We start from the raw sequence: 23,204 nt of genomic DNA on the forward strand, positions 1-23,204 counted from the left end.
TATGCACTCCCAGTAGATGATATCGTTATAAAACTTAAAATTTTTCATTAGCAGCTAACATCTGTAAAATCTTTTCTACATGATCCAACTCTCCAACGATTCGCCGAATTGGGTGGGGCCAAACCTTGACAAGGGTAGGAGTTGCAGAAACCTGATTGAGTTCTGCTTGTTCTGGATGAGTTAAAACATCAATCACCTTCAAAGTATAAGGGTGTCCGAGCGATCGCTCTAACAATTCGTGTAAATTTTGGAGAATGCGTTCGGTGGTACTGCTATGTCCTGCAACGAACAAGCGCAGAACATACCCTTGTGTGATAACTTCCTTTTTTTGTACTATCACTGGTTGGTTGTATTTTGGCACAGGTTCAGAAAGGTCTAGACGGACAATTAAATCGTGATCTTCCCAAAGCTGCCCAAATGAGGAACGATAAGTTGTTAACACCATGCGATCGCACAACCCCTCCTGCCAGGGAGCTGCTTGCCATACCAAGTCCCCTGTGCCAAAAATGGCATTAAGCAAAGCTTGATGTCTAATTACAGCCGGATAAGCTTCAGCAAAAGTTCGCACTTGTTGAGTGCGCGGATCTAACCAGTGGTCAATAGTTGCAGTATAACAAGGCACTAAAAAATGCGGCGGCTCTGGTAAATCTAGGATTTCTTGCAAAGCCGAGCACAAATGCAAATGCCATCGACCTTGCTTGCTAGGGTCGATGCAGTAAATTAAATCTCCTCCAGGTGTAAATAGCGCAATGCCTTTAAACAACTGGGGTGTAGATAGTTTGTTTGTCGTCAAGTTATTCACAGAGTCTAGGAAGCTAAAAGTAAAAATTCTCTCTTTTACCTTTTACCTTAGCTATAACCTCAACCAGGATCACCTAAAAAATTGGCAACCCATCAAAAATCCCCTAAATCTCGTTTCCACTCCTGACTGGAAATGCTTTTGATTGCGGTGCCGCTAGAACTGGAGGCAGAACCTCCAAATAGGCATTCCCAGTCCGAGACTCTTAACAAGACAATCATCTTCATTGCCAAGAGGAACAGACTTAAACTCGACCTCGGAGAAACTGCGCCATTTCGTTAGGAGTTGGTGACATTTCCAAAGCAGTTTCTTCAGTAATCCGACCGTCTTGATAGAGATTGAGCAATGACTGATTCATCGTGATCATGCCGTCAAAGCCAGCTTGTTTCATCAACTCGCCAATTTCATCATATTTACCATCTTTGATCCATTCTTTAATTGCCTCAGTGTTAATCAAGACATCATGGAAAGCAGCCCGCTTCCCGTCAGTTGTGCGGCATAACCCTTGGGCAATTACTGCCACTAAAGACTCAGAAATTGCCACCCGCATTGCGTCCTGTTCTTCACCAGAGTAGAGATTGAGAATCCGCTCAATGGTTTTGACAGCGCTATTAGTGTGCAGGGTTCCCATGACTAAGTGACCAGTCTGAGCAGCTTTTAGGGCGGTGTTAACTGTTTCCTTATCCCGCATTTCTCCCACCAGAATTAAATCTGGGTCTTCCCGCAAAGCTGCTTTCAAAGCGTTGTCAAATTTCCGAGTGTGCATTCCCACTTCCCGCTGTTTGACTAAAGACTTGCGGCTTTGATGAACAAATTCTATCGGGTCTTCAATGGTAATGATATGCTTGGCCATCTCCTTATTGATGTAGTCAACCATCGCTGCCATTGTGGTGGATTTACCAGAACCAGTGGGCCCAGTCACCAAAATTAAACCTTTGTGGTGATGACAAATATCCCGAAAAATTGGAGGTAAATTCAACTGTTCCATAGTTAAGATTTTCAAAGGAATCAACCGCAACACCATTGCAGGCCCTTTGAGGGAGCCAAAAACATTAATCCGCACGCGAGCAAAGTCATACTGAGTTGCTCCGTCAAATTCTAAATGTTCTTCAAAGCGCTGAATTTCCCCTTCAGTCATCACCTCCCGCAACCAATTCATCAAAGTTTCTTTATCTATTTCTGGATGATCCGTTGCTTGAATTTCTCCTCGGTTGCGGAAGCGGGGTACTTCACCTACACCCAAGTGAAGATCAGAATATCCCTGATCATAAGCTTCCCTAATTAACTGAGCTAAAGTCAGTCCCGGACTGCTGTTTTTAGGGCGAAGTGAACTAGGTATGGGCGGTGGACTACCGGGACGATGACCTGCAACAGGAGGGTTGGTGCTTCTATCCATTGGCATATGCAATGTTTGTGTCATCTGCCGTTGCGTACTCAAGGTTGGCGGTGGTGGCGGCATTGGTGGCAGGTTACGCTCGGTAGCAGAGTTAGAATTTAATGGAGACTGTGATTCTGTCATATATCTTCACATTTGGCAGTTAAAAAGTTGAATTAGCGAGAAGTCTAGTCACTTGCTTCGATGAATTTTGGAGAATGCTTGCCTACAAGCCTTAGCGGTAATGGGAGGCGATTGAAACTCTAGAACCACGGTCAATCCATTTCATTCACCTCGATTAGTATCTTTTTTTCCTGAAATTCCACTACTCAAAAGATTTAGAAAAGTTATTTCTCCTATCTAACCTGGTTTAACACACGCAATGACTCAAAACGCTTCAGTAAAAATATTGAGATAGGTAAGTATTTTTAAACACGCAAAACAAAATATAAATATTCTAAGCCTTTAGATGAGAAATTTATCCCAGGCATGGACACAAATTGCCAGCAATTAACAGCACAAACATTAATAGATCATTTATTCAGCCCATCTATGGATTATGAGAACTATCAGTAATTTTTATAAGAAATGTTAAGTTGAATAGGAGTAATATCCAGGGGATCAAAGTTAAAAGCTCATACCTTTTAGGTTATATACCTGAAGAGAGATGCAGAAAACAAGTTTTTTTAATAGATATAAACTTGACTTTACATCCACAATTATAAAAAATTAACTGTAAAGTTTAGTAAATAAATGCTCATTTTTCCGATTAGTTTTTATATACTAAATTTCATTGAGAAACAAATTCAGTTTACTCGCCCAAAGCGAGAATATGACTGAAAATTAAAATTTGCTGTGTATTTTAGGAGGAAAAGTCATGGTTTCTGCTCAAAGCTCTAATCAAGGAAAGACCTACTCCTTGTTAATGATTAAAAGCTTTTTAATATGGACTTTTACATTGGCAGTATGCTTGTTGGTTGTCGGTTTTCCACTAGTTGTCTTGATGGCTACAGTCGGATGTCTGCTGTCAATTGTCTTGCAATCTGTGATGCCTGTTAGTGCTGTTTTGCTTGTAGCAGGCGCTTTAATCATGTTTAATGTCATGGCAGTTGTATTGGCTGCGGGTGTACTAACTCTTAAAGGAGTTCATCCTAATGAAATTAAATGGTTAAGCTGGCTGCATGGAGAGGCAGACCAAATGCAGACTACTGTTTACGCTGCTTGCCCTTTAACTTGTGAGATAAAAATATAGTCATTATAAGTGAATTCGACAAACGAACAGTGCGTCTGCCCGGTTAAGCCGGGTTTTTTCATGCTTTTTGGGATTTAAACTTCAAAGAGCAAGATGTAGTCATTACAGTTGAATTTGATAAACAGTTATCTGCCCGGTTAAGCCGGGTTTTTTCATATTTTGTGTGATTTATCCTTTTATATTTATGATTTGTGTGATGATTTACCGCCAACTATTGACTATTAATCATAGACCATTGACTATAACCATTGGCAAATGACAGATGATTCATAACTAATGATTAATCAAAAACGGGTTTATATTATCTTGGGTACTCGTCCAGAAGCGATTAAACTAGCTCCGGTGATTCAGGTCTTCCAGAAGTCTTCAGATTTTGAGTCGCAAGTAATTCTAACTGGACAGCATCGGGAGATGGTTGAGCAAGTTATGCAGCTGTTCAACATCAAGGCAGATTATGACTTAGAAATTATGCAGGTTCAGCAATCTCTAAATGATATTACCTGCCGCAGTTTACAAGGGTTAGAAAGGTTATTCAAGGAGAAAAAGCCAGATTTAGTAGTGGTGCAGGGAGACACTACCACGGCTTTTGCGGCAGCTTTGGCAGCTTTTTATCAAAAAATCCCTGTTGGTCATGTAGAAGCAGGGTTAAGAACGGATGATATCTTCAATCCTTACCCAGAAGAAGCTAATCGGCGATTGATTTCTCAAATTACTCAGTTGCACTTTGCGCCGACTCCTTGGGCTGTGGAAAACTTGCATCGTTCTGGTGTTTTGGGTGAAATTCACATGACCGGTAACACGGTAATTGATGCATTGTTAAATGTAGCTGCAACCCAAGCAGTTTGCAATGTACCAGGCTTAGAGTGGGATTCATATCGCGTTCTGTTAGCAACAGTTCACCGTCGGGAGAATTGGGGAGAACCTCTGTTAGCGATCGCTCAGGGGTTTTTACAAATTTTAGACAAGTTTCCTGATACAGCAATGCTCTTACCATTGCACCGCAATCCGACAGTGCGAGTTCCATTACAAGAGCTTTTAGGGAATCATCCCCGAATTTTTTTAACAGATCCTTTAGATTATGGCCAACTGGTGGGAGCAATTGGGCGATCGCATCTTTTGCTCACTGACTCTGGTGGGTTGCAGGAAGAAGCCCCCAGCTTGGGAAAACCAGTACTAGTTTTGAGAGACACCACCGAAAGACCAGAGGCTGTTGTAGCCGGTACAGCTAAACTTGTAGGCACTACCAGTCAGAACATTTTTGCAGCCGCTGCTGAGTTACTCAGTGATCTAGATGCTTATGAAGCAATGGCAAATGCAATTAATCCCTTTGGAGATGGTCATGCAGCAGAGCGCATTTTGCAGATTGTGCAAAATTACTTGGGTCTTTCATCAGAAACATCAACTTAGAAAGTTACATTAAACAAAGTGCCAAATTTCTGTTTTTTAGGATACAAAAAACCGGCTTGTCTCCCGGTTTTTATTTTTTAGTTAGATTTATTTCCATCCCACAAGAAAACAGATAAAACCTCGAAACGATATTTTCTAAGGGTGGCTTTTTGGTTGATCGACAAAAGTCCTCAAAGTCTTATCCTTTAGCTTTCATCCCGCTTAGGAATCAATTCCCAAGCTATAGCTTAAATCTACTTTAGTAGACTCAAAAGCATTTAAGCTATGAGCAATCAATTTATAGCAGTTCTCGACCAAATAAGGTACAGTTTTGACCTCACTTCTATTCCTCTCTCCTTTTAAGAGAGAGGCTTTGAATTTTTCCCCTTCCCGCTTCGGGAAAGGGGCTAGGGGGTTAAGTCTTATACCTCACCGAATTGAAAATGGCTATATTGCAGGGCGCGTTAGGGTGCAACGCATTCATATTGGCTAAATGCCCAGAGCTAATCTAGTTTCGGGCCCCACCACACCATCTACAAGTAGACCTTTACTTGCTTGAAAGCTTCGGACTCGGCTAGCAGTTTCTTGACCGTAAACTCCATCAATTCTGAGATTGCCCAAAGCTGTTTGAACGTCTCTTACAAGCAGACCTCTAGAACCAGGGCTAAGAATAACTGAACCCCCAACGCCACCAGGTCTTGTCACAGGAACACTGTTAGGTTTATCACCAACCCATCGCGCAAAAACGTATCTACCTGTAGAAAGCCTAGCAAAACCGTTTTCATACCTTTCAATCGCTGGAAGTGTTGAGCCATTTGATACACAGTCCACATATGAGTAGTTGCTGCTTGGGCCTGTACGGACACGTAAACAACTGCCGTTAGTCCTTACATATGCAGCCGAACTAATTTGAATTTGGCTAGCAGCAACAAGTAATACACCGACACCAGCTAAAGCTAACCAAGCCGAAGATTTAAGCAGTTTTCTCCAATTGAATTGAGATTTGCTGTTTCCAGATACCTCTTCTTTAGTAATAACTATGTCAGAAGATTTAAGAAGTTTTTTCCAATTCGATTGAGATTTAGGAGGATTGTATCCGGTGTTTCCAGATGCCTCTTCTTGAGCAATAAACATGTGGGAATAAGCAAGATATTCCATAATACGCTCCTTTATATGAAAAAATGAGCAGTTTACAGAGAAACACTTGACTTTTCTCTGTATATATTCTTAGTATATTTTATATCACTGTGTGTTAAAAAGGTTTTTACTAGTAGCGAAATTAAGAAAAAATAAAATTAATCACAAGATTGCTGAGAAAACGCATCGCCTGTTGATTTATAGGGAGTAGGGAGTAGGGAATCACACTTTTCGAGGTGTATGGTATTTATTCAAAAATCAAATAGAAATCCTATATCTAAATTCAGCAACGCCAGATCAAGTATTAATATGGCGCTTTGTAACTCTAATTGAATGCATCAAAAATGCCATAATATCCCAGTAAATATTTTAATTATTCAGTATAATTGTATTTTTTTTTACTTAATTCACATTGCTATAGATATGAGTATTGTTGGAAGCGATCGCAGCAAAAAATTCCTGGTTATGCAAGTCTTTAAAACCCTAAGTCTTTGTCATTACTACCACCTGTTGTGAACTATTGCAGATAAACTTAGTACGTTTTGATGCCAGAATAACCAGCTACTTAGGAGCAAGTATATTAATATGAATATTTATTAAGACTTAATTCTAAAGAAATCTTCAGAATTTCGGGCATATTACGGTAAAACGATTGATTTATCGTAGATTAACTAAATCTAAAACAGTCTATTTCACAAAAACTCAATAAAAGCAAGTATTTTGTACGACAATTTTAAATTTTTTATTACTCCCAACTAGCTTACTTATCTGGTTTTTCTATGTAATAATAAACAACTGTATCCACTAAATACGATTTATTTATCGGTTTTTAGTAGTATCGGCAAAATATTAATTTGCTGAAAAACTTATATTGGTTGAGTACCAAATTAAGTGTTGTTTAGAGCTAATTTACTTAAAAATAGCGTCTTCAGAAAAATATAAAATATCCAACAAAAATATCGCTGTTCAATCGTCTGAAAAGCAACGCACAAATTATGAAGTATAACCAACTTGGCAAGAGTGACTTAAAAGTTTCCGAAATTTGTCTGGGCACTATGACTTATGGAGAGCAAAATACCATTGAAGAAGCTCACGAGCAGCTAGATTATTCTATTGCCCAAGGAGTCAACTTTATTGATGCAGCTGAGATGTACCCTGTCCCCACAAGTGGCGAAACTTATGGATTAACTGAAACTTACATTGAGGAATGGTTAAAGCGTCAACAAAGAGATAAACTTATTATAGCTACTAAAATTGCTGGCCCCGGTCGAGGCTTTAAATGGGTACGTGGTGGAGCCAAAGCAATTGACCGTGATAATATCAAACAAGCTGTAGACGATAGTCTAAAAAGATTACAAACCGATTATATTGATCTGTACCAAATCCACTGGCCCGATCGCTACGTGCCACGGTTTGGGCAAACGGTATTTGATCAGACTCAAGTGGCAGAAACAGTTCCCATCACTGAACAGCTAGCAGTTTTTGCCGATGTAATTAAGGCAGGGAAAATTCGCTATATCGGTTTGAGTAATGAAACACCTTGGGGAGTTGCCCAATTTAGTAACGCTGCTAAACAGTTAGGATTGCCCAAAGTTGTTTCGATTCAAAATGCTTACAACTTGCTGAATCGAGTATTTGACGGAGCCTTAGCAGAAGCAGTTTACCAAGAAGAAATTGGGTTACTAGCTTATAGTCCTTTGGGATTTGGCTTCTTGACTGGCAAATACCTAAACGGCAAACCAGAGAAAGCAAGAGTGACTTTGTATGAAAATTTTGGTCAGCGTTATTTAAAACCAAAAGTAAATGAAGCAGTAGCAGCTTATGTGGAAATTGCCAAGCGTTATCAATTAAGTCCAGTGCATCTGGCCCTCGCATTCGTGCGGAGTCGTTGGTTTGTGCCTAGCACAATTATTGGTGCTACGACACTCGAACAACTAAAAGAGAATTTAGAAAGTGTAAATATAGTTCTCGACAAAGACATTTTGGAAGAGTTGGATAGAGTTCATGCTCAATCTCCAAACCCAGCACCTTAACAATTAAAAATTCAAAATTAAAGACAAAGAAGAAATAATTAATCTCCATTGTCTCGTTACCAGGCTGGAGCCTAGTAACGCCTTTCGAGAGCCTCTGGCTCTGATTATTAATTGACCATTTGTTTGGAATTATCTCAGTTTTATGGAGCAGTAAATCATTGATGAATAAATATCAAAATTCTCATTTGCTGTGTACCTTAAAAGCAGTAGTCTGGCTTTTACTAGCCCAATCAAGCTTAAGTTTGATAGTTTCTGGATGTAGTGCGACTAACTCTGCTAATTCCACTGTTAAATCTGTGAGTGACCATCAAGGTTCCTCAACAGCACAAAGTTCTGCACCTGAAAAACAGACAGTAGTTCGCATTGGTTATATTAAGGGAAGTTTGTCTGCGATCGCAAAAGAACGTGGTACTTTAGAGCGTGAATTAGCCCCCAAGAATATTAAGGTTGAGTGGGTTGGTACATTCCCATCTTTTGCACCAGTATTAGAAACAATCAATGCTAAAAGTTCTGATTTAGGAGCTGGTGGCGATATCGCTGGTTTATCTGCGTTGTCTGGTGGGATTAATGCTTGCATCATTGCCTACCGACCGGCTAATCGCAACTCAGAAGGGATTGTAGTTCATGCAGATTCCCCCATTCGGAAATTCGATGATCTTATTGGTAAAAAGGTCATTGTGAATCGAGGTGGCATCAGCGAACATTTGCTCTTGAAATTATTAGAAAAAGAAAATATTCCCAAAGATAAAGTAAGTCGCGTTTACATGAAACCTGATGAAGCCCTACCCGCTTGGGTATCGCATCATGTCGATGCTTGGGCGGTTTGGGATCCTTGGGTTGCTAGTGCTGAAATCAAGTACAATGCCCGCCAAATTCCTTTACCTGCACAAGTCCCGCATTACTCCCTTTATATGGTGGATAGGGATGCACTAAAAGCAAAATCTGAGGCAATTAGGGGAGTTATTGCGATTCTTGCTCAAGAGGGTGAATGGCTAAATAAACATCCCCAGGAGAATCAAAAACTGTACCAAAAAGTATCAGGTTTACCGCCTGAAGTTGTGAAGCGGACATTTGATCGCCGACCTGTTGATGGAGTGCTTCCCTTAGAACCGAAAATAGTTGCCGATTTACAGAGTGCTGCTGATTGGATATACAAACAGGGAATTGTTCAGAAACGAGTAGAGGTGCGTGATGCACTCTGTCCCAGTTCTTAGAGGTTGTTTGAAAAGTACAAAGTTTGATTAGTGTCTAAAATTTTTCGCCACATCGAGAGCTTCTACTAGGCTTCAAGACACTAATAATTTAAGATTTGGGATTTTGGATAAAAATTCAATTCCCAATACCGATTAACAAGTCCTATTTACCAAGGAACTTAAACATGGCCCAAATCAAAGTATACAGTGCAGTTGTTTGTCCTTATGCTCACCGTACCCGCTTGGTACTTCAAGAAAAGGGCATCGACTTCGATTTGATTGAGATTGATTTGCAGAATAAGCCTGAAGGGTTTACCAAAGTTTCCCCCTATGGTAAAGTTCCTGCACTAACTCATGATAATGAGCCAGTTTGGGAATCAGCAGTGATTAATGAGTATCTTGATGAGGTATTTCCCAATCCACCACTGTTACCCAGCAGTCCGATTGCAAAGGCACAGGCTCGTATCTGGATTGATTTTGCTAACACTAGGTTCGTTCCCGCTTTTTCTACCCTGCTGCGGAGTTCAGATCCCCAAAAACAAGAAGAAGCTAAACAGGAACTATACAAACACCTGGAATTCATTGAAAACGAAGGTTTGGCAAAGCTATCTGGGGAAGGCCCCTACTGGTTTGGTGAATCCATCAGTCTGGTCGATTTCACCTATTTCCCCTGGTTTGAGCGTTGGGCTGCACTGAAGCAGTATCGCGGCTTTGGAATACCAGAGCAATTTACCCGTGTACGCCAGTGGAAACATGCTTTGAAAGAGCGTGAATCTGTCAAAGCGATCGCTCACTCTAAGGAATTCTATATCGAGCGATATGCTAAATTCGCTGCGCCTACTCTCGCTGCTGTTTAAATAATCTTTATCCTCTCGTTCCTTGGCAGAGCCAAGGAATGGGTTTCTGGAGGCTTCGCCTCTTTAAACTTGAGGCAGAGCCTCAATCAATGCATTGCCACGCAGAGCATGGGAACGAGTTAATTAGGAATTAGGTTGATAACTACTTTACCGAAGTGAGCCGCACTTTTGAGATAATGATAAGCTTGTCGTGCTTCAGTGAATGAAAAAACTCGATCAATAATCGGTTTGATTTGATGCTGTTGCATCGCCTGATTCATCGCCTCAAACATTTCCCGACTGCCAACTTCAATTCCCTGAACTGTTAAATTCTTAAAAAGTATTGGACTGGGGTCAATTTGATTTCCTCTACCTGATAATACGCCAATCAAACTAATACGTCCCCCAATGCGGACTGCTTGTAGTGATTTTGGCAAAGTGCCTGCACCGCCTACTTCTACTACATGATCTACACCTATGCGATTAGTCAATTGGTAAACTTGCTTTTCCCAATCTGGTGTTGTTTTGTAGTTGATCGTCTCGTTAGCACCAAGTTGTCTAGCTCGTGCCAATTTCTCATCACTGCTGGAAGTAATAATCGCTCTAGCACCATGTATCTTGGCAAACTGGAGAGCAAAAATCGAAACTCCTCCAGTACCGAGTAATAAAATACTATCACCTGCGCGAATATTGCCTTCTGTCACTAGTGCATGCCAAGCTGTGACACCTGCACAGGGCAAAGTCGCCCCTTCAATGTAGGATAAATAGTCTGGTAATATCACCAAATTATCTTGGTGTAATACGACATATTCAGCCAGCATTCCATCGTTACCACTTCCGAGAGCAGATTTCATTTTCTCTCTGGTAAAAGAGCCATAAATCCAGTCTTGGAAGAAAGTACCCGCGACGCGATCGCCTATTTTCACCCGTGTAACACCTTCCCCCACTGTCACGACTTCCCCCACACCGTCACACACGGGAATTACCGGATATTTCTGTTTAGCATCGTAAGCTCCTTCGGCGATCAGTAGATCACGGTAATTTAGGGATGTTGCTTTGACTTGAATCAGAACTTGTCCCGCAGTTGGTTTTGGTTCAGGGCGATCGACTAATGCGAGGGCATCAATCCCGGCATCGCTTTGAATTTCGTAAGCTTTCATTGGCGAACTCCTTTTGCTAAAGATCATAGTGTAGAGAAATTTTGTGCTGCTTTTCTCCACCAAAATAATTACCAAGGAGGGGGAAAGGGTAAAGGGGAAATTTGAGTTGATATAAAAAGCAGTGGTTAAATGTTATATAAAACCACTGCTTTTTATTGTAATAGATAAATAGTGCCTACCCTAAGTTGATAGTCATTTCACCTTATGAGCTTGGTTGCTGATCGGGAAACATACACTTATCAGAGTCACAACCACTAGGCCCAGCCTCTGACATTTCGCCTAAATCGTAGCGGCTTAAGACTGCACAGAAATCATCTGTTTTGCGCCGTGCTTTCACCTCTTGATTCAAGCGATTGTAGGTTGGTTTATCTATTGGTTCAAACGGCAAACGTGGAAATGATTGCAGGTCGTCAAAACGAGCTAAAAGGGCTGCTGAAATATATCCTTCATCATTCTGAATAGTTTCGTATATCCGTTGTGCCAAAGGTTCGATTTCATCAGAGCGAAGTTCCAAAGTAGCTGATGTATTGTGAGTTACATACCAACGTTGAACCTGAAGGACAAAATCAAATTGGGCTAATACTGAAAACTTAGAAACATCAATTTCATCAGCTGCTGGTAAATCAGCCCAAGGTACAGAAACAGGGATTTCTACTAACCACTCACTCACCCTTTGATCAAAGGGATCGTTAAGCAAATTGCCTTGTTCATCTTTGTCTGATTGAGAGGGAATGACGTTGTAACCATAGTCAATACAAGCTAATGCTACTGGGTCATTTTTTGCGAAGGTGATGCGGCGAATAAATCTTTGCGCTTTCGGGGGATGCCATCCGGAACTAGCATTAGTTAATAAAGCCTTAGTACCACTGGGTTGGACTGTGGTACAGCGATTTGGACGTTTGAGATTGTGGCGATCGCAATAATCCCAAACTACCCGATGTACAATATCTTTCCAGGAAGTTAGATATTTTTCTTCCTCACGCTTGAAAGCTAATCCTTGTGCAGTAGCCGGTCTTCCTTCTTCCCACCAGCGCAGCCAATCAACACCAAACGCATGGACAAAGAAATCAAATAAACCTGTAAAAGAAACTCCCACAATCGGGTCTAATTCACGGCTGTATTGATAGCGTGGTTCCAGGAATTTGTGATTTAAAAGTGCTGCTACAGATAGCGCTCCAGCAGTGAAAGCCTCTTCTTGTTCTTTGTAGTTATATGGATCAATTTGATTAAGGTGAACCTCAGACAAATTACAGTGAAAATTACTGCCGATGATTTCCAAATTTGTTACCCTAGAGGCTTTTTATCCCCTAGTTCTACTGCTTGATTATTCGCAGTAGTTCCGCGTACATTTTGCATATATGACTTTAGATAATAAAAGTGCTTTTCACACATGCCCCCGCACTCTTGGAGAGATTATATTCTAGACACCAATTTCTGATGTAATCTAGTTTCACTCTCTACGCTGTACGGTGTCAAAGACTTTTTAGTTCCTTTGATTACCACGGGATTAGCATCTCAGCTTTCCCCGTTTTTGCGAGGTTTTTAACGTGAGGCAAAATCAATTACCACACGGATTTAACCCATAGCGAGCTAAACGATGTTCTAACTCATTAGCATCAAGATTTGGATAACGTTCTTTTAACCACTGTTGTGCTGTTCCTTGTTCATAAGCTTGCAAAAAACTAACTTTTAGAGCCTGTGTTGGCAGCAAATCAATGTTTGATCGCGCTGCAGCTTCACCAGCCCATTGAATCGCTCCCTCGCCACTATAATATTGTTTGCGGACTGCATTAAGACATTCTTCTAGGGTTGGCTTGCGGTGGAAAACTCTGGTATGATTTGCCATCCTGAGTGCATCACGCTCTGGATCAATTCGCCAGTTGCCACTTTCATCTTGCTGCCATAAGTTATCTTTAGCATCAGCGAACAAACTATCTTCGTTAGAACCTTGCCTCATGCCAGCACTATTATGTGTCAGATAGCCATCACAATAGAAACAATGAGCTTCTTCAACCTCAATATCGTAAGTGTGGACATGATCATAACTCCCCAGTCCTTTAACTGTGACTGGAATATCTAGCGAGATATCGGCTTCAACGATATAGCGTTCATAATTGGCATCAACAATGCGAGAGCCTTGAAATCCCATATCTCGCATCTCGCTATAGCTGTAAGCTTCCCGCATGATGGCAGCAGGGACGGTGAAACCATACATTTTCAGTCCTTTTTTCACACACCCTTTAACTGAGTGTGGTGCAATGAATGCGTTGTAACGCTCTTTGAAGGCTGGAATTGTGAGGCTGTACTTAACTTGCCATGTTTGCTGTTGTGGATGGGTAATCCTAATTCTGCCAGCGATACCCAAGCTGGATAAAACTGCACTAACTTGTCTAATAAATGACCGATAGACTGAGGTAACTAAATGAGGGGGTCGGTTATTGACAGCACCATCACTGTCCATTAATCCAGCTAGATAAGCCGCCCTGATATCTACTGAACCCTGCAAAATAAAACTAGGAATTGCTAGGGGAATATTTGGCTGCTTGATATAGTGATGGAAGTACTCAGCTAATCGAGTAGATGAGCAGATTGATTTGGCAGTGTTTTCACCCTTGATGATGCCATGAGCAGCAGTCAATCCAAATAAAGCTAAAGCAGCGTCTATTTTGGCTTGAACTCTAGCTGTGAGTTCCGTATCTAGGCTGTTCATTGCCCATTCGACTCGGCCATAGGGCTTATTATACTTATTGCGACCGAGAGCAATATAGCCGTCACCGTGGGTTAACCCAATTAGCCAAGCAACCTCAGTTGTTAATTCGGGAATTACAAAAGACTTAGCTGTACGACTGTTTGAGGGTCGAGATTCAGTAAAATCAGGGGGTAGATGGGTAACTGTACCAGGTATAACTTGTGTGTTGTGCAGCAGGCGATCGCCCTCAACTAGACTTGCAATCGACTTCCAGGTAATTCCCCCTTGAGCATCTGCAAGAACTGCTTGTCTGTGGTTTAAAGTTGCTCTAGGGTAAGTCGCATTAGTTTCAATTTCATAGACATCCTGAAATCCTTGGTCAAATTTCTCAACAACTCGCCGAAATCCTAAAGGAGTTTGTACCAGATCACCCACTTGGACATCGCAAATGGGAACAAGACCTTTGAAAGTATGAACTAAAGCATCTTCAGGTAGACAGCGCCTAATGTTGCCGGCAACAATTGTGACAGCAGCCTGATCGATTAATAGACAGCATTCAACTGAATTTAATTGTCGTCCTAAAGCTTTATTAAGAATAAATGCACAACCTTGATAAAGTCCAGGCAATTTTACAGGATTAGCAACTCCTCCAAAACCGTTAAGTGTTTCTCCTGCTTTGCGGACATCGCTAATATCAACTAATACTTCAACCTCTGTTGAAAATTGTTGATCAGTGGAGAGTTCCAACAGGGTTTGATATGATTCAACCCAACCTTCACGGCTATCTCCAACGTGAATAGTGACGCTATTGCCTTCTATATGAGTTTCAGTATATTCACGCCGCTGTTGCACAGGAGTGCTGCCAATTTCACCTTGTACAGTAACATTCAGTCGATTACGGATGGGGGGTAACTGGTTAATAAATTGTGGTTCTAGAACGGCTCCAGTGCCACAGCCCATCATTGCCAAATCCATCATTAATCCGAAAGCACTCCAGTCTTCGAGATTGGTAGAGGTGCAATTATAAGCCCCGGAGAAGTTCTTTGGCTTGGTTATCCAGTCTGTACCACCAACCCATAGCCAGCGTCCACTGGGCATAGCTTTCAAGTTGCGCTGCATCTGATCCAGGATGGCTGCTTCTTCTTGAGTTAGCTTTCCCAGCTTGATTAAGGCGAGTAGAGTGCGATCGCACACCTCATCCCATGTTTCCCTTAGTCCCGCCTTTGTCCGGCGGCTATAGGTTCTAAAAAATACGGGATTAGCAGCCGGTGCAGTTTCGGGAAACCTTGCACTCTGGCGTGTTCTTTCGAGATTCTGAACCATATATCAAGTGTCTTGCGTGCGGACAGATTATGACTATACGCCAAGTAGTTTGAGTATTAAAGATTGTCAAATTGTCCACTTTACGCTAGCTCTACGCCGGACTATTTGCAACAGAAATTTATAATGTATAATGTTCCTCACCCTTGGTATTTTCTCAGAAATAAGTCTTAATTAGCACTAATTAAATAAAATTTACGCACACTCTACAATTCTTGGCGTTCTTGGCACGGCAGTTGCTTCAAGTCGGCAGAGCCGCCCAACGCACTGCCTCGTCTTGGCGGTTCGATAAATTAAGCGAAGTTGGCAATTTTTGCGTAATTCTTGTTAACCTATAAATCGTTTTATTTACACCAATTCTTATTTAATTACTTAGCGGAGGCATAAACTTTGCTGAAAATTATCCAGGTAGAGACTGAGGAACATAAATCTCATATACAAAAACTCTTTTGGGAATATTTTATCGAGACTAAGTTGATATTCAGCCATCAGTTCGGCATTAATTTAGATGTTGATACATTCTTTGAGCAATACATGACTCAACTTCACGAATTTATACCCCCTTCAGGACGCTTGCTTTTGGGACAATCTGAGGCACAAATAGCCGGCTGCGCTTGCTTACGAAAAATTGGTGAAGATGTTGGCGAAATTAAAAGGATGTATGTAAAACCAGAATTTCGCCGAAAAGGAATCGGTCGGTCTTTATTAGAAGCTATCATCAATGAAGCGGTTTACATTGGTTACTCAACGATACGTTTAGACAGTGCCCCTTTTGCAAAGGAAGCACAGGCACTTTATCGGATATTTGGCTTTCAGGATATCGAGCCGTATTTAGAAAAAACAGAGATTCCTCTAGAACATCGAGCAAACTGGGTTTTTATGGAATTGGTTTTAAAATGACGCGAGATTCTTAACATCGTCACTCTCCCGTTCATTGCTAGCATTACCATTTCTTAAAGTAGTTGAATTTATAAGCGAGGATGTCATGGCTCAATATGACTATATTGTGATTGGTGCGGGTTCGGCAGGCTGCGTTGTCGCCAACCGGATGACACAAGATAGTAAAACAACTGTGTTATTACTCGAAGCTGGCAATCCAGATACTAAACCTGAGATTCAAATCCCGTTAGAATCCCCCAACTTACCCCGCTCGGAACTGGACTGGAAATATTTCTCTGAACCAGAACCGTACCTGAATAACCGCAAAATCTTTTGTCCCCGTGGCAAAGTCTTGGGTGGCAGCAGTTCGATTAATTCCATGATTTATATCCGGGGTAATCATCACGATTATGACCACTGGCAGGCATTGGGAAATCCTGGTTGGAGTTACCAAGATGTATTGCCCTATTTCAAGAAATCTGAGAACCAGCAACGCGGTGCCGACGCATACCACGGGGTTGATGGTGAGTTAAGCGTCACCGATATTCAACCCTCTACTGTGGCATCCCAACGATTTGTAGAAGCAGCCGTGGCAATCGGATATAACCGCAATCCTGATTTCAATGGAATACAGCAATCAGGTGCGGGAATTTATCAGTTGACGGTTAAGGATGGTAAACGTCACAGTGCTGCTGCTGCATTCTTGATGCCAATTCTCCAGCGTCCCAATTTGACAATAACAACAGGAGCGTTAGTGACTCGGTTATTGTTTGAGGGAACCCGCACCGTTGGGGTGGAATATATGCACGAGGGAAGGCTGCACCAAGCTAGGGTTAACAAAGAAGTGATTTTAAGTGCTGGTGCATTCGATTCGCCCAAGCTGCTGATGCTTTCCGGCATTGGTGATGCAGAACAACTGCAAGCAATGGGGATTCCTGTCGTCGTTGATTTGCCAGGTGTCGGTCAAAACCTCCAAGACCACTCTCTGGTTCCTGTGGCACACCAGATAATTGCTAATCCTGTGGCACACCAGGTAATTGCTGAGTTAGACCCGGCAATTACTAGTAATGGTAACGCTGAAGCCGGATTATTTTTGCATACCGAAGGTAATCTGGATGCTACGCCAGATTTACAGTTTTTCTTCGGCCCCATTCTGTGGATATCTCCTGGCCAGACCCTCTCTGGTTTGGGATTCACTGTTACAGTCAGTTTGACTCATCCCCAAAATATTGGCAGTGTCAGTTTGCTCTCGCCTGACCCTAAAGACCCACCAATTATTCGGATCAACTTTCTACAAAGTCAATCTGATGTGCAAAAGCTAGTTGAAGGGATTAAAATAATGCGTAAATTATTTCATACAAGTGCTTTTGATCAGTTTCGAGGTGAGGAAATCAGTCCCGGTGCTGAGGTGATTAGTGATGAAGCTCTCGTTGCTTACATCCGGGAATTTTGCGTTACGGGGTATCATCCTGTCGGCACATGCAAAATGGGAACTGATTCAATGGCGGTTGTCGATCCCCAACTCCGGGTACACGGTGTTACTGGGTTACGGGTTGTTGATGCATCGATTATGCCAACTCTGGTCGGGGGCAATACGAATGCGCCCACGATTATGATCGGCGAGAAAGGAGCCGATTTAATTAAAGCCGCTCTTAGCGTTTCATCGCAAGTAGCTTCAGCAATGGCAAACTAACTCGCTGGCGCGATCGCCTGGAGATAATATGACATTGTATTATAGCGCTTCTCGTCTGGATGCAATACATTTTCACCTCACTTCCATTCCTCTCTCCTTTTAGGAGAGAGGCTTTTAGGACTTACGCAAAAATTGCCAACTTCGCTTAATTTATCGAACCGCCAAGACGAGGCAGTGCGTTGGGCGGCTCTGCCGACTTGAAGCAACTGCCGTGCCAAGAGCGCCGAGAATTCGTAGAGTGTGCGTAAGTCCTAGCTTTGAGGCTTACTCCCCAACGCTAGTAGGGAAGGGGCTGTTCTTGTTAGGTCTGTATTTCACGCAATTGAGAATTGCTATAACTACAGCTTCAGCATATATAACCACAACTGAAGCTGTATTAACTACAGCTTCAGCATATATAACCACAGCTTAAGCTGTATTAACTACAGCTTCAATTTTACTTATAACATCATGAGTATCTATAAATAATGCTTAAGCTGTATTAACTACAGCTTCAATTTTACTTATAACATCATCAGCATTTGTTACCACAGCTTAAGTTGTATTAACTACAGCTTTCACTTTACTTATAAAAAGTTGAGTGTTCGGAATGTATTATCTTAAAAGTGGTAAGTTGATACAGCGAAGTAGAGGGTATATGCTTAGGTGATCGCTCTCAAATAAAATAGCGAGTTTTCTAATTTTTTCTTAAAGTTGCATAAAGCTTATAACAATCTCTGATAAGTTAGACATTAATATTAGGGGTTTTAGATGATAAAAATTAATATGCGATCGCATAATATATTTCTTGGTTCGCTAGTTTTCTGTTTACTCAGTATCGGTGCGAATACAACAAAAGCGAGCGCCCAAACAATTTATCCATTTGACGTAGTATATGACACAGAAGTTACTCTCACACCTATCCCATCGACGGACGTATCTAAAGCATTTGTCTCAGGTTTCAATTCTGATGCCCCGTATGGTCTGAGTAACTTTTCTAGCATAAACAACTACAGCCGAATTGACCCCAATACTGGTAATCTCGTATTTGTTCAAGACGCAACAAAATTTGGTTTACAAGGCTTGCCAATCGGCAGAGATGAGTTTTTTGGCAGTGGTGATGATAAATTATTTGGCAGGAGTAGCGCGACTGCTGCATTTGACTTTATTAACCGCAAATTAGTAGGTTCTGGTACTATAACTATCACTGGTGGTGCAGGTAGGTTCAGTGGCGCTACAGGGATATTTAACTTTAGTGAAACTGAGTCACTCAATGTTGATCCAACTGCTCTCTTGAGAGGTAAAACTTTTTTGAGTGGTTCTTTCCAGACACCGCAGCAAATTCCAGAACCAAGAATGGGAGCAACACTATTCGGTATATGCGTAATTGGGATTAGTTCGATATTGCGTCGGCGTTACCTTTGAGCTACTAGACAGTTGTGCGTAATTTATAGTTATGTAAGAGTAATCCAAGTAAAAAAATGCCTAATTGTCATTGCGAATAGAGCGAAGCAGAATGATATCGTGTTCGGTGAAAGACTTACAGCACTTTGCAAGTAAATGAAGTACACCCTTCTCTTGCTTGTGACTGCTGTGAATTACCCCCCTTAATCTCCCTGTTTATTGGGGGGAAAAATAAATCTAGTTCCCTCCCCAATATATCGGGGAGGGTTAGGGTGGGGTATTTTTGTACCTCACCAACTCGCAATCTGCTGTATTATTAAGACCGCAGTTCTTGCTGGGGGCAGGGAGCAAGGGGAAAGAGGGTTTTCCAGTTTCTGCATAGATTACGGGAATTATAACTAATTAACCGGACATGATATAAAGCAATCTCTTCGTCCTACCGTGCTTGACAATAAGCGCTTGTGTTAAAGAGCTATTACCATCTGCAATTAGACAAGCAATATTTGAGCTAAAAATAACGAACTACGAGTCACCAAACGCCGCCCCAAAGCTTACCCTTTTATGACCAAACCCAGGCACGCATTACACTCTTCAATTGCAGACTGTTTAAACCACAGACTCGGCTTTTCAAGCGTGCCATTCACCTGGGACACCTTGCTACGGCACTGATACTTCGCTGCCGTCTGGGTTGCCCTGGAATGTCCAAGTACCACCTGATCGGAAGGTCGAACCTGTGCCAAAGGTGTCCTCCATGTACTGCATGTAAATGACCAAGCCATTCTTCACCTTCGCTAGGATAGAGAAGGGAGAGACGAACGTTTTATCGAGTATCACCGAATGGACGGTGAAGCTGCCAAAGACAGCGACGTTCTCACCTTCGCCAAATATCTGCTGAATATCAAACGCCTCGATGTTCCAAAAGGTATTGAGTTCCTGGAAAACTCTGAGGACGCTGGCCGGGCCATCTTTATGCGTGCCTGCCCAAGGCATGAGCTTTTTGAGATCGGGATTATCGTAGCTGAGTGATACGTAGATGGCATCGGGGGAGACGAGTCGGTTGACGACCTCAGGGTTGGTGGGGTCTTTGAGAAGGGCTTGAACGATTTCTACAGGTGTACTAGACATACGTGTTCCTATAAGATTGCTTATGCGAACTTGATAGTCGGGTTTAATGGTTGTGAAGCTTATTTAACAAGAACTGAAGATGTGACGTACCTACACTTCTCTGACGAGTAAGTGGGTAGGGTCGAGGTGTGCATTACTGCATCACCCCTCCCATTCGGAACCGTGCTTGCGACTTTCACCGCACACGGCTACTCAGTATGTTATCCATTTGTCATATCGGACTTCCTGACAGCATGACCTATAAAATTAGGAATATCGTGTATCCACTCCCAGTTAGTTTTATTCCAAAATTGAGAAAGTTTCTCTCGGAATTTGGAGCGGTCTTTCTTCCGTATTTCTTTTAGGTCAATTGCGGTCTTTTCGTCGTGACAATGCCGATGTAATAATTGCAGATTTTTATACTCATCCTTGCCTCTTAATGCTCTGGGGATTTTGTGGTCTACTTCTAAAACATCCCATTCTTGGAAGCTTAAACCGCACCAAAGACATTTACCCTTTTGAAGTTTTAGCAACTTAGCCTTACGATTAGGCATTTGGGGGTGTATCCCTAGTCTTTTACTCCAGTAAACTGTGTCGCCATCGTAAGGGCTTTTATCGCCTTTAACTAAAACATAGTCAGTGCTACTGCATTCAAACTGATTATGTTTTAGTAACCGAAGGGGGTTCGCTTGCCCTTCCTTGGTTGCGAATACCCAGTTATCACCGGCTATGGAAGTCCAATATTTGATGTGACCATCATTTATGTTTCCACATCGGCGTTTTGCCCATCGTCGAAGTTTCAGGTATGTGAGGTAATCTTGTTTTGCAAGTTCTCCGACGTTTTTTGCATCGGACTTTGAGTAATAAGAAGTCCATCCCCTTATTACAGGGTTAAGGTCTTTTATGAGAGCCGATTGGGGCGATGACCTATGTTTTGTGATGATTCTTTTAATTTCCTCAATATGAGCCTTACTCGCCTTCGCGGATGGGGTGATAAAGGTGTTAAAACCAAGTTTTATACCTTGGGCATTTATATTGCTTCGGTACTTACCTGCTGGGTATTGCTGGATGTGATGACCAAGAAAGTCAAATCCGGCTTTACCATCCTCACTAAATTCAGGATTGAATGTGTGGGTTAGCCTAGTTTTTTCGGGTTTTAACTCTAAGCCTATGCTTTTTAACCACTCCGAGATAATTTCTCGGCATCTTTGGACAACGGCTTTATTTTCATGGAGAACAATGAAATCATCAGCATACCTTATAAGCGTGAGGGAGTATAATTTATCCTTCACTCTCATTGTGTTTCCGTTGGGATAACGTAATTTTAGTGTTTCGGCGTACTGAATTAGTTTATTCTCCAAGCCGTGGAGGGCTATATTAGCAAGTAAGGGGGATATTACTCCTCCTTGCGGCGTACCCTCAGATGTGGCAGTAAATGCTCCTTTGTCTATTACCCCGGATTTTAACCAAGCTTTAATTTGTTGCCTGACTTTACCCTTGATGTTCAACTTTTGGAGCAGTACTTCATGGTTGATGCGGTCAAAACATTTGGCTATATCCGCATCTAATACGAATTTCGCCTTTAGTTGTATAGCATTTTTGATATGCTTTATCGCATCATGGCATGACCTTCCCGGTCTAAAACCATAACTGCTTGGCTCGAAAATTGCCTCCCATTCTGGTTCAAGTGCAGATTTAACTACAGATTGTAATGCGCGGTCGTACATTATGGGTATTCCTAATGGGCGTTTTTCTTCTCTTCCTGGTTTTGGAATCCAAACTCTACGAGTAGGTTTGGATTTACCAGTAAGTTTTAACTCCCTTGCCAGTTCAAGACGTGCTTTTGGGGGCAGTGATTTAATACCGTCCACTCGTGCCGTCTTTTTACCTTGGTTTTCAACTGTTACCCTACGTACCGCTAACACCCTGTTAGACCAAGACCTCATCAGCGTCTTTTGGAGTTTGCGGTATCGCTTGACATCACCACGGCGGGAAGCGGCGTAGATGCGTTTTTGCAACTTAAAAACATATCTTTCGGCTTGTCGCCAATTGATTGTTTTCCATCCCTCGGTATTTATTACTAAATCCGAATTAGGCTTATCCATAGCTACTGTTACCTCTAGCTTTCCCACACTGCGGCTCACGTATGCTTATCCCGGCAATTACGCCATCCCTTTTAGGGCGTTACCCGTTAATTCGGGTTAGGCATTTTGCTTCTTGAGTCATCCTGCGCCTTCATGTCTTATGGCTGATGCCTACCTGTTACCAATTTCAGGAGAACATGAAGGGTTGTTTCGTTCCCAATATCCATAATTGAGTCTTTTAGGGTGTGTTTCTCCACCGAGGTTATGAGTGGTGCGCCATCACGATGCCCAAAATCTGATGGACTCTACCTTTATCGGCTATTTCCGACCCAAGGGCACGGGAAAAGACCCATTAGCTTATACCCCTTGGTTCTGAGTTACGATGGTTCATGGAACACTTTGTTTAATCTACCCGTGAGACTCTTGCTTGCAGTAGGTGCTTTCAGCAATTACCACCTGTTCCTGCTTTCACCCCCGCTTTACATCTTTGATAATCAGTCTTGGATGTAGGGGATACCAATTTGTATTGGTAGTTTGTGTGTTTTTAATCCCGCACCGGGACAGTAGGACTTGGTGTATTTTGATTGGGTTATAATTAAAGTTGGTAACTTCAATCTTTCCCTTTCTCTTCTAGCTTTCTTAGCTGTTGGCTCGGCTAGATGTCCTCACCTACATGGATAGTGAGTTGTCATTTGTTGAGGATTAAAGTGCGAACTCTACCCGAATTGGGTTACTCAACAAAAGCCAGTCGTCCTCCTTTTTGGGTTTAGACTGAACGAATCGCACTAGGCTTCTCAACGACTCCTCTATGAGGACATTAATTGAGCTTTTAGGGCGTGCATCCCACGCGCCTTGATATTCAAACTTGCATTCAGATCCCT

General features: G+C 42.0%; 15 protein-coding genes and 1 pseudogene. 8 read left to right on the forward strand and 8 right to left on the reverse strand.

From position 1 onward, the window contains the following. Nucleotides 1–34: 34 nt before the first annotated feature. The gene (locus tag V7K35_RS19730) at nucleotides 35–802 is read right to left on the reverse strand and encodes a circadian clock KaiB family protein (RefSeq protein ID WP_334792602.1); all 768 of its coding nucleotides are present in this window, start codon (nucleotides 800–802) and stop codon (nucleotides 35–37) included. A gap of 241 nt (nucleotides 803–1,043) precedes the next feature. Continuing rightward, complete coding sequence (locus V7K35_RS19735; RefSeq protein WP_335080874.1) at nucleotides 1,044–2,318, reverse strand: type IV pilus twitching motility protein PilT; 1,275 nt, start codon at nucleotides 2,316–2,318, stop codon at nucleotides 1,044–1,046. Nucleotides 2,319–3,051: 733 nt separating this feature from the next. Between V7K35_RS19735 and V7K35_RS19740 the strand changes: the two genes are divergently transcribed. Both V7K35_RS19740 and wecB read left to right on the forward strand, forming a co-directional pair. Next, nucleotides 3,052–3,426: a hypothetical protein gene (locus V7K35_RS19740; protein WP_273769148.1), complete on the forward strand. Its 375-nt coding sequence runs from the start codon at nucleotides 3,052–3,054 to the stop codon at nucleotides 3,424–3,426. A 276-nt stretch (nucleotides 3,427–3,702) separates the two neighbouring features. Beyond that, nucleotides 3,703–4,833, forward strand: coding sequence for a non-hydrolyzing UDP-N-acetylglucosamine 2-epimerase (gene wecB, locus V7K35_RS19745; RefSeq protein ID WP_335080875.1), 1,131 nt, complete (start codon nucleotides 3,703–3,705; stop codon nucleotides 4,831–4,833). Between the two features lie 468 nt (nucleotides 4,834–5,301). Here wecB and V7K35_RS19750 read toward each other — a convergent pair whose 3' ends face one another. Next, entirely contained in the window at nucleotides 5,302–5,970 is a 669-nt protein-coding gene (locus V7K35_RS19750; RefSeq protein ID WP_335080876.1) for a peptidoglycan-binding domain-containing protein, read from the reverse strand. A 974-nt stretch (nucleotides 5,971–6,944) separates the two neighbouring features. Here V7K35_RS19750 and V7K35_RS19755 point away from each other — a divergent pair. The 3 genes from V7K35_RS19755 (at nucleotide 6,945) to V7K35_RS19765 (ending at nucleotide 10,032) form a co-directional block, all read left to right on the forward strand. Further along, nucleotides 6,945–7,982: an NADP(H)-dependent aldo-keto reductase gene (locus V7K35_RS19755; protein ID WP_335080877.1), complete on the forward strand. Its 1,038-nt coding sequence runs from the start codon at nucleotides 6,945–6,947 to the stop codon at nucleotides 7,980–7,982. 161 nt (nucleotides 7,983–8,143) lie between these two features. Beyond that, nucleotides 8,144–9,196: an aliphatic sulfonate ABC transporter substrate-binding protein gene (locus tag V7K35_RS19760; protein ID WP_335080878.1), complete on the forward strand. Its 1,053-nt coding sequence runs from the start codon at nucleotides 8,144–8,146 to the stop codon at nucleotides 9,194–9,196. A 164-nt stretch (nucleotides 9,197–9,360) separates the two neighbouring features. Next, on the forward strand, nucleotides 9,361–10,032 hold the full coding sequence (locus V7K35_RS19765) for a glutathione S-transferase family protein (protein ID WP_335080879.1): 672 nt from the start codon (nucleotides 9,361–9,363) through the stop codon (nucleotides 10,030–10,032). Nucleotides 10,033–10,151: 119 nt separating this feature from the next. Here the strand turns inward: V7K35_RS19765 and V7K35_RS19770 are convergent, their stop codons facing one another. The 3 genes and pseudogenes from V7K35_RS19770 to V7K35_RS19780 all read right to left on the reverse strand — a co-directional run bounded on the left by V7K35_RS19770 (nucleotide 10,152) and on the right by V7K35_RS19780 (nucleotide 15,183). Beyond that, a complete protein-coding gene (locus V7K35_RS19770) occupies nucleotides 10,152–11,171 on the reverse strand; it encodes a zinc-dependent alcohol dehydrogenase family protein (RefSeq protein WP_335080880.1) in 1,020 nt (339 codons plus the stop codon). Nucleotides 11,172–11,373: 202 nt separating this feature from the next. Continuing rightward, a pseudogene (nrdJ, locus tag V7K35_RS19775) lies at nucleotides 11,374–12,447 on the reverse strand (ribonucleoside-triphosphate reductase, adenosylcobalamin-dependent); the annotation flags it as partial. Nucleotides 12,448–12,729: 282 nt separating this feature from the next. Then, complete coding sequence (locus V7K35_RS19780; protein ID WP_442939747.1) at nucleotides 12,730–15,183, reverse strand: LAGLIDADG family homing endonuclease; 2,454 nt, start codon at nucleotides 15,181–15,183, stop codon at nucleotides 12,730–12,732. 387 nt (nucleotides 15,184–15,570) lie between these two features. Here V7K35_RS19780 and V7K35_RS19785 point away from each other — a divergent pair, with 387 nt between their 5' ends. The 3 genes from V7K35_RS19785 (at nucleotide 15,571) to V7K35_RS19795 (ending at nucleotide 19,156) form a co-directional block, all read left to right on the forward strand. Continuing rightward, nucleotides 15,571–16,080 (forward strand): GNAT family N-acetyltransferase, encoded by a 510-nt coding sequence (locus tag V7K35_RS19785; RefSeq protein ID WP_335080881.1) that lies wholly within the window; start codon nucleotides 15,571–15,573, stop codon nucleotides 16,078–16,080. Nucleotides 16,081–16,165: 85 nt separating this feature from the next. Next, complete coding sequence (locus tag V7K35_RS19790) at nucleotides 16,166–17,752, forward strand: GMC family oxidoreductase (protein WP_335080882.1); 1,587 nt, start codon at nucleotides 16,166–16,168, stop codon at nucleotides 17,750–17,752. A gap of 750 nt (nucleotides 17,753–18,502) precedes the next feature. Next, nucleotides 18,503–19,156 carry a hypothetical protein gene (locus tag V7K35_RS19795; RefSeq protein WP_335080883.1) on the forward strand — a complete coding sequence of 218 codons (654 nt, stop codon included), beginning with the start codon at nucleotides 18,503–18,505 and terminating at the stop codon, nucleotides 19,154–19,156. A gap of 636 nt (nucleotides 19,157–19,792) precedes the next feature. On the opposite strand, the gene V7K35_RS19800 is transcribed toward V7K35_RS19795, so the two are convergent. Continuing rightward, complete coding sequence (locus V7K35_RS19800) at nucleotides 19,793–20,260, reverse strand: nuclear transport factor 2 family protein (RefSeq protein WP_335080884.1); 468 nt, start codon at nucleotides 20,258–20,260, stop codon at nucleotides 19,793–19,795. Between the two features lie 200 nt (nucleotides 20,261–20,460). After that, nucleotides 20,461–22,383, reverse strand: coding sequence for a group II intron reverse transcriptase/maturase (gene ltrA, locus V7K35_RS19805; RefSeq protein ID WP_335080885.1), 1,923 nt, complete (start codon nucleotides 22,381–22,383; stop codon nucleotides 20,461–20,463). Nucleotides 22,384–23,204: the final 821 nt, after the last annotated feature.

It is taken from the genome of Nostoc sp. (assembly GCF_036917275.1).
Taxonomy (GTDB): domain Bacteria; phylum Cyanobacteriota; class Cyanobacteriia; order Cyanobacteriales; family Nostocaceae; genus Nostoc.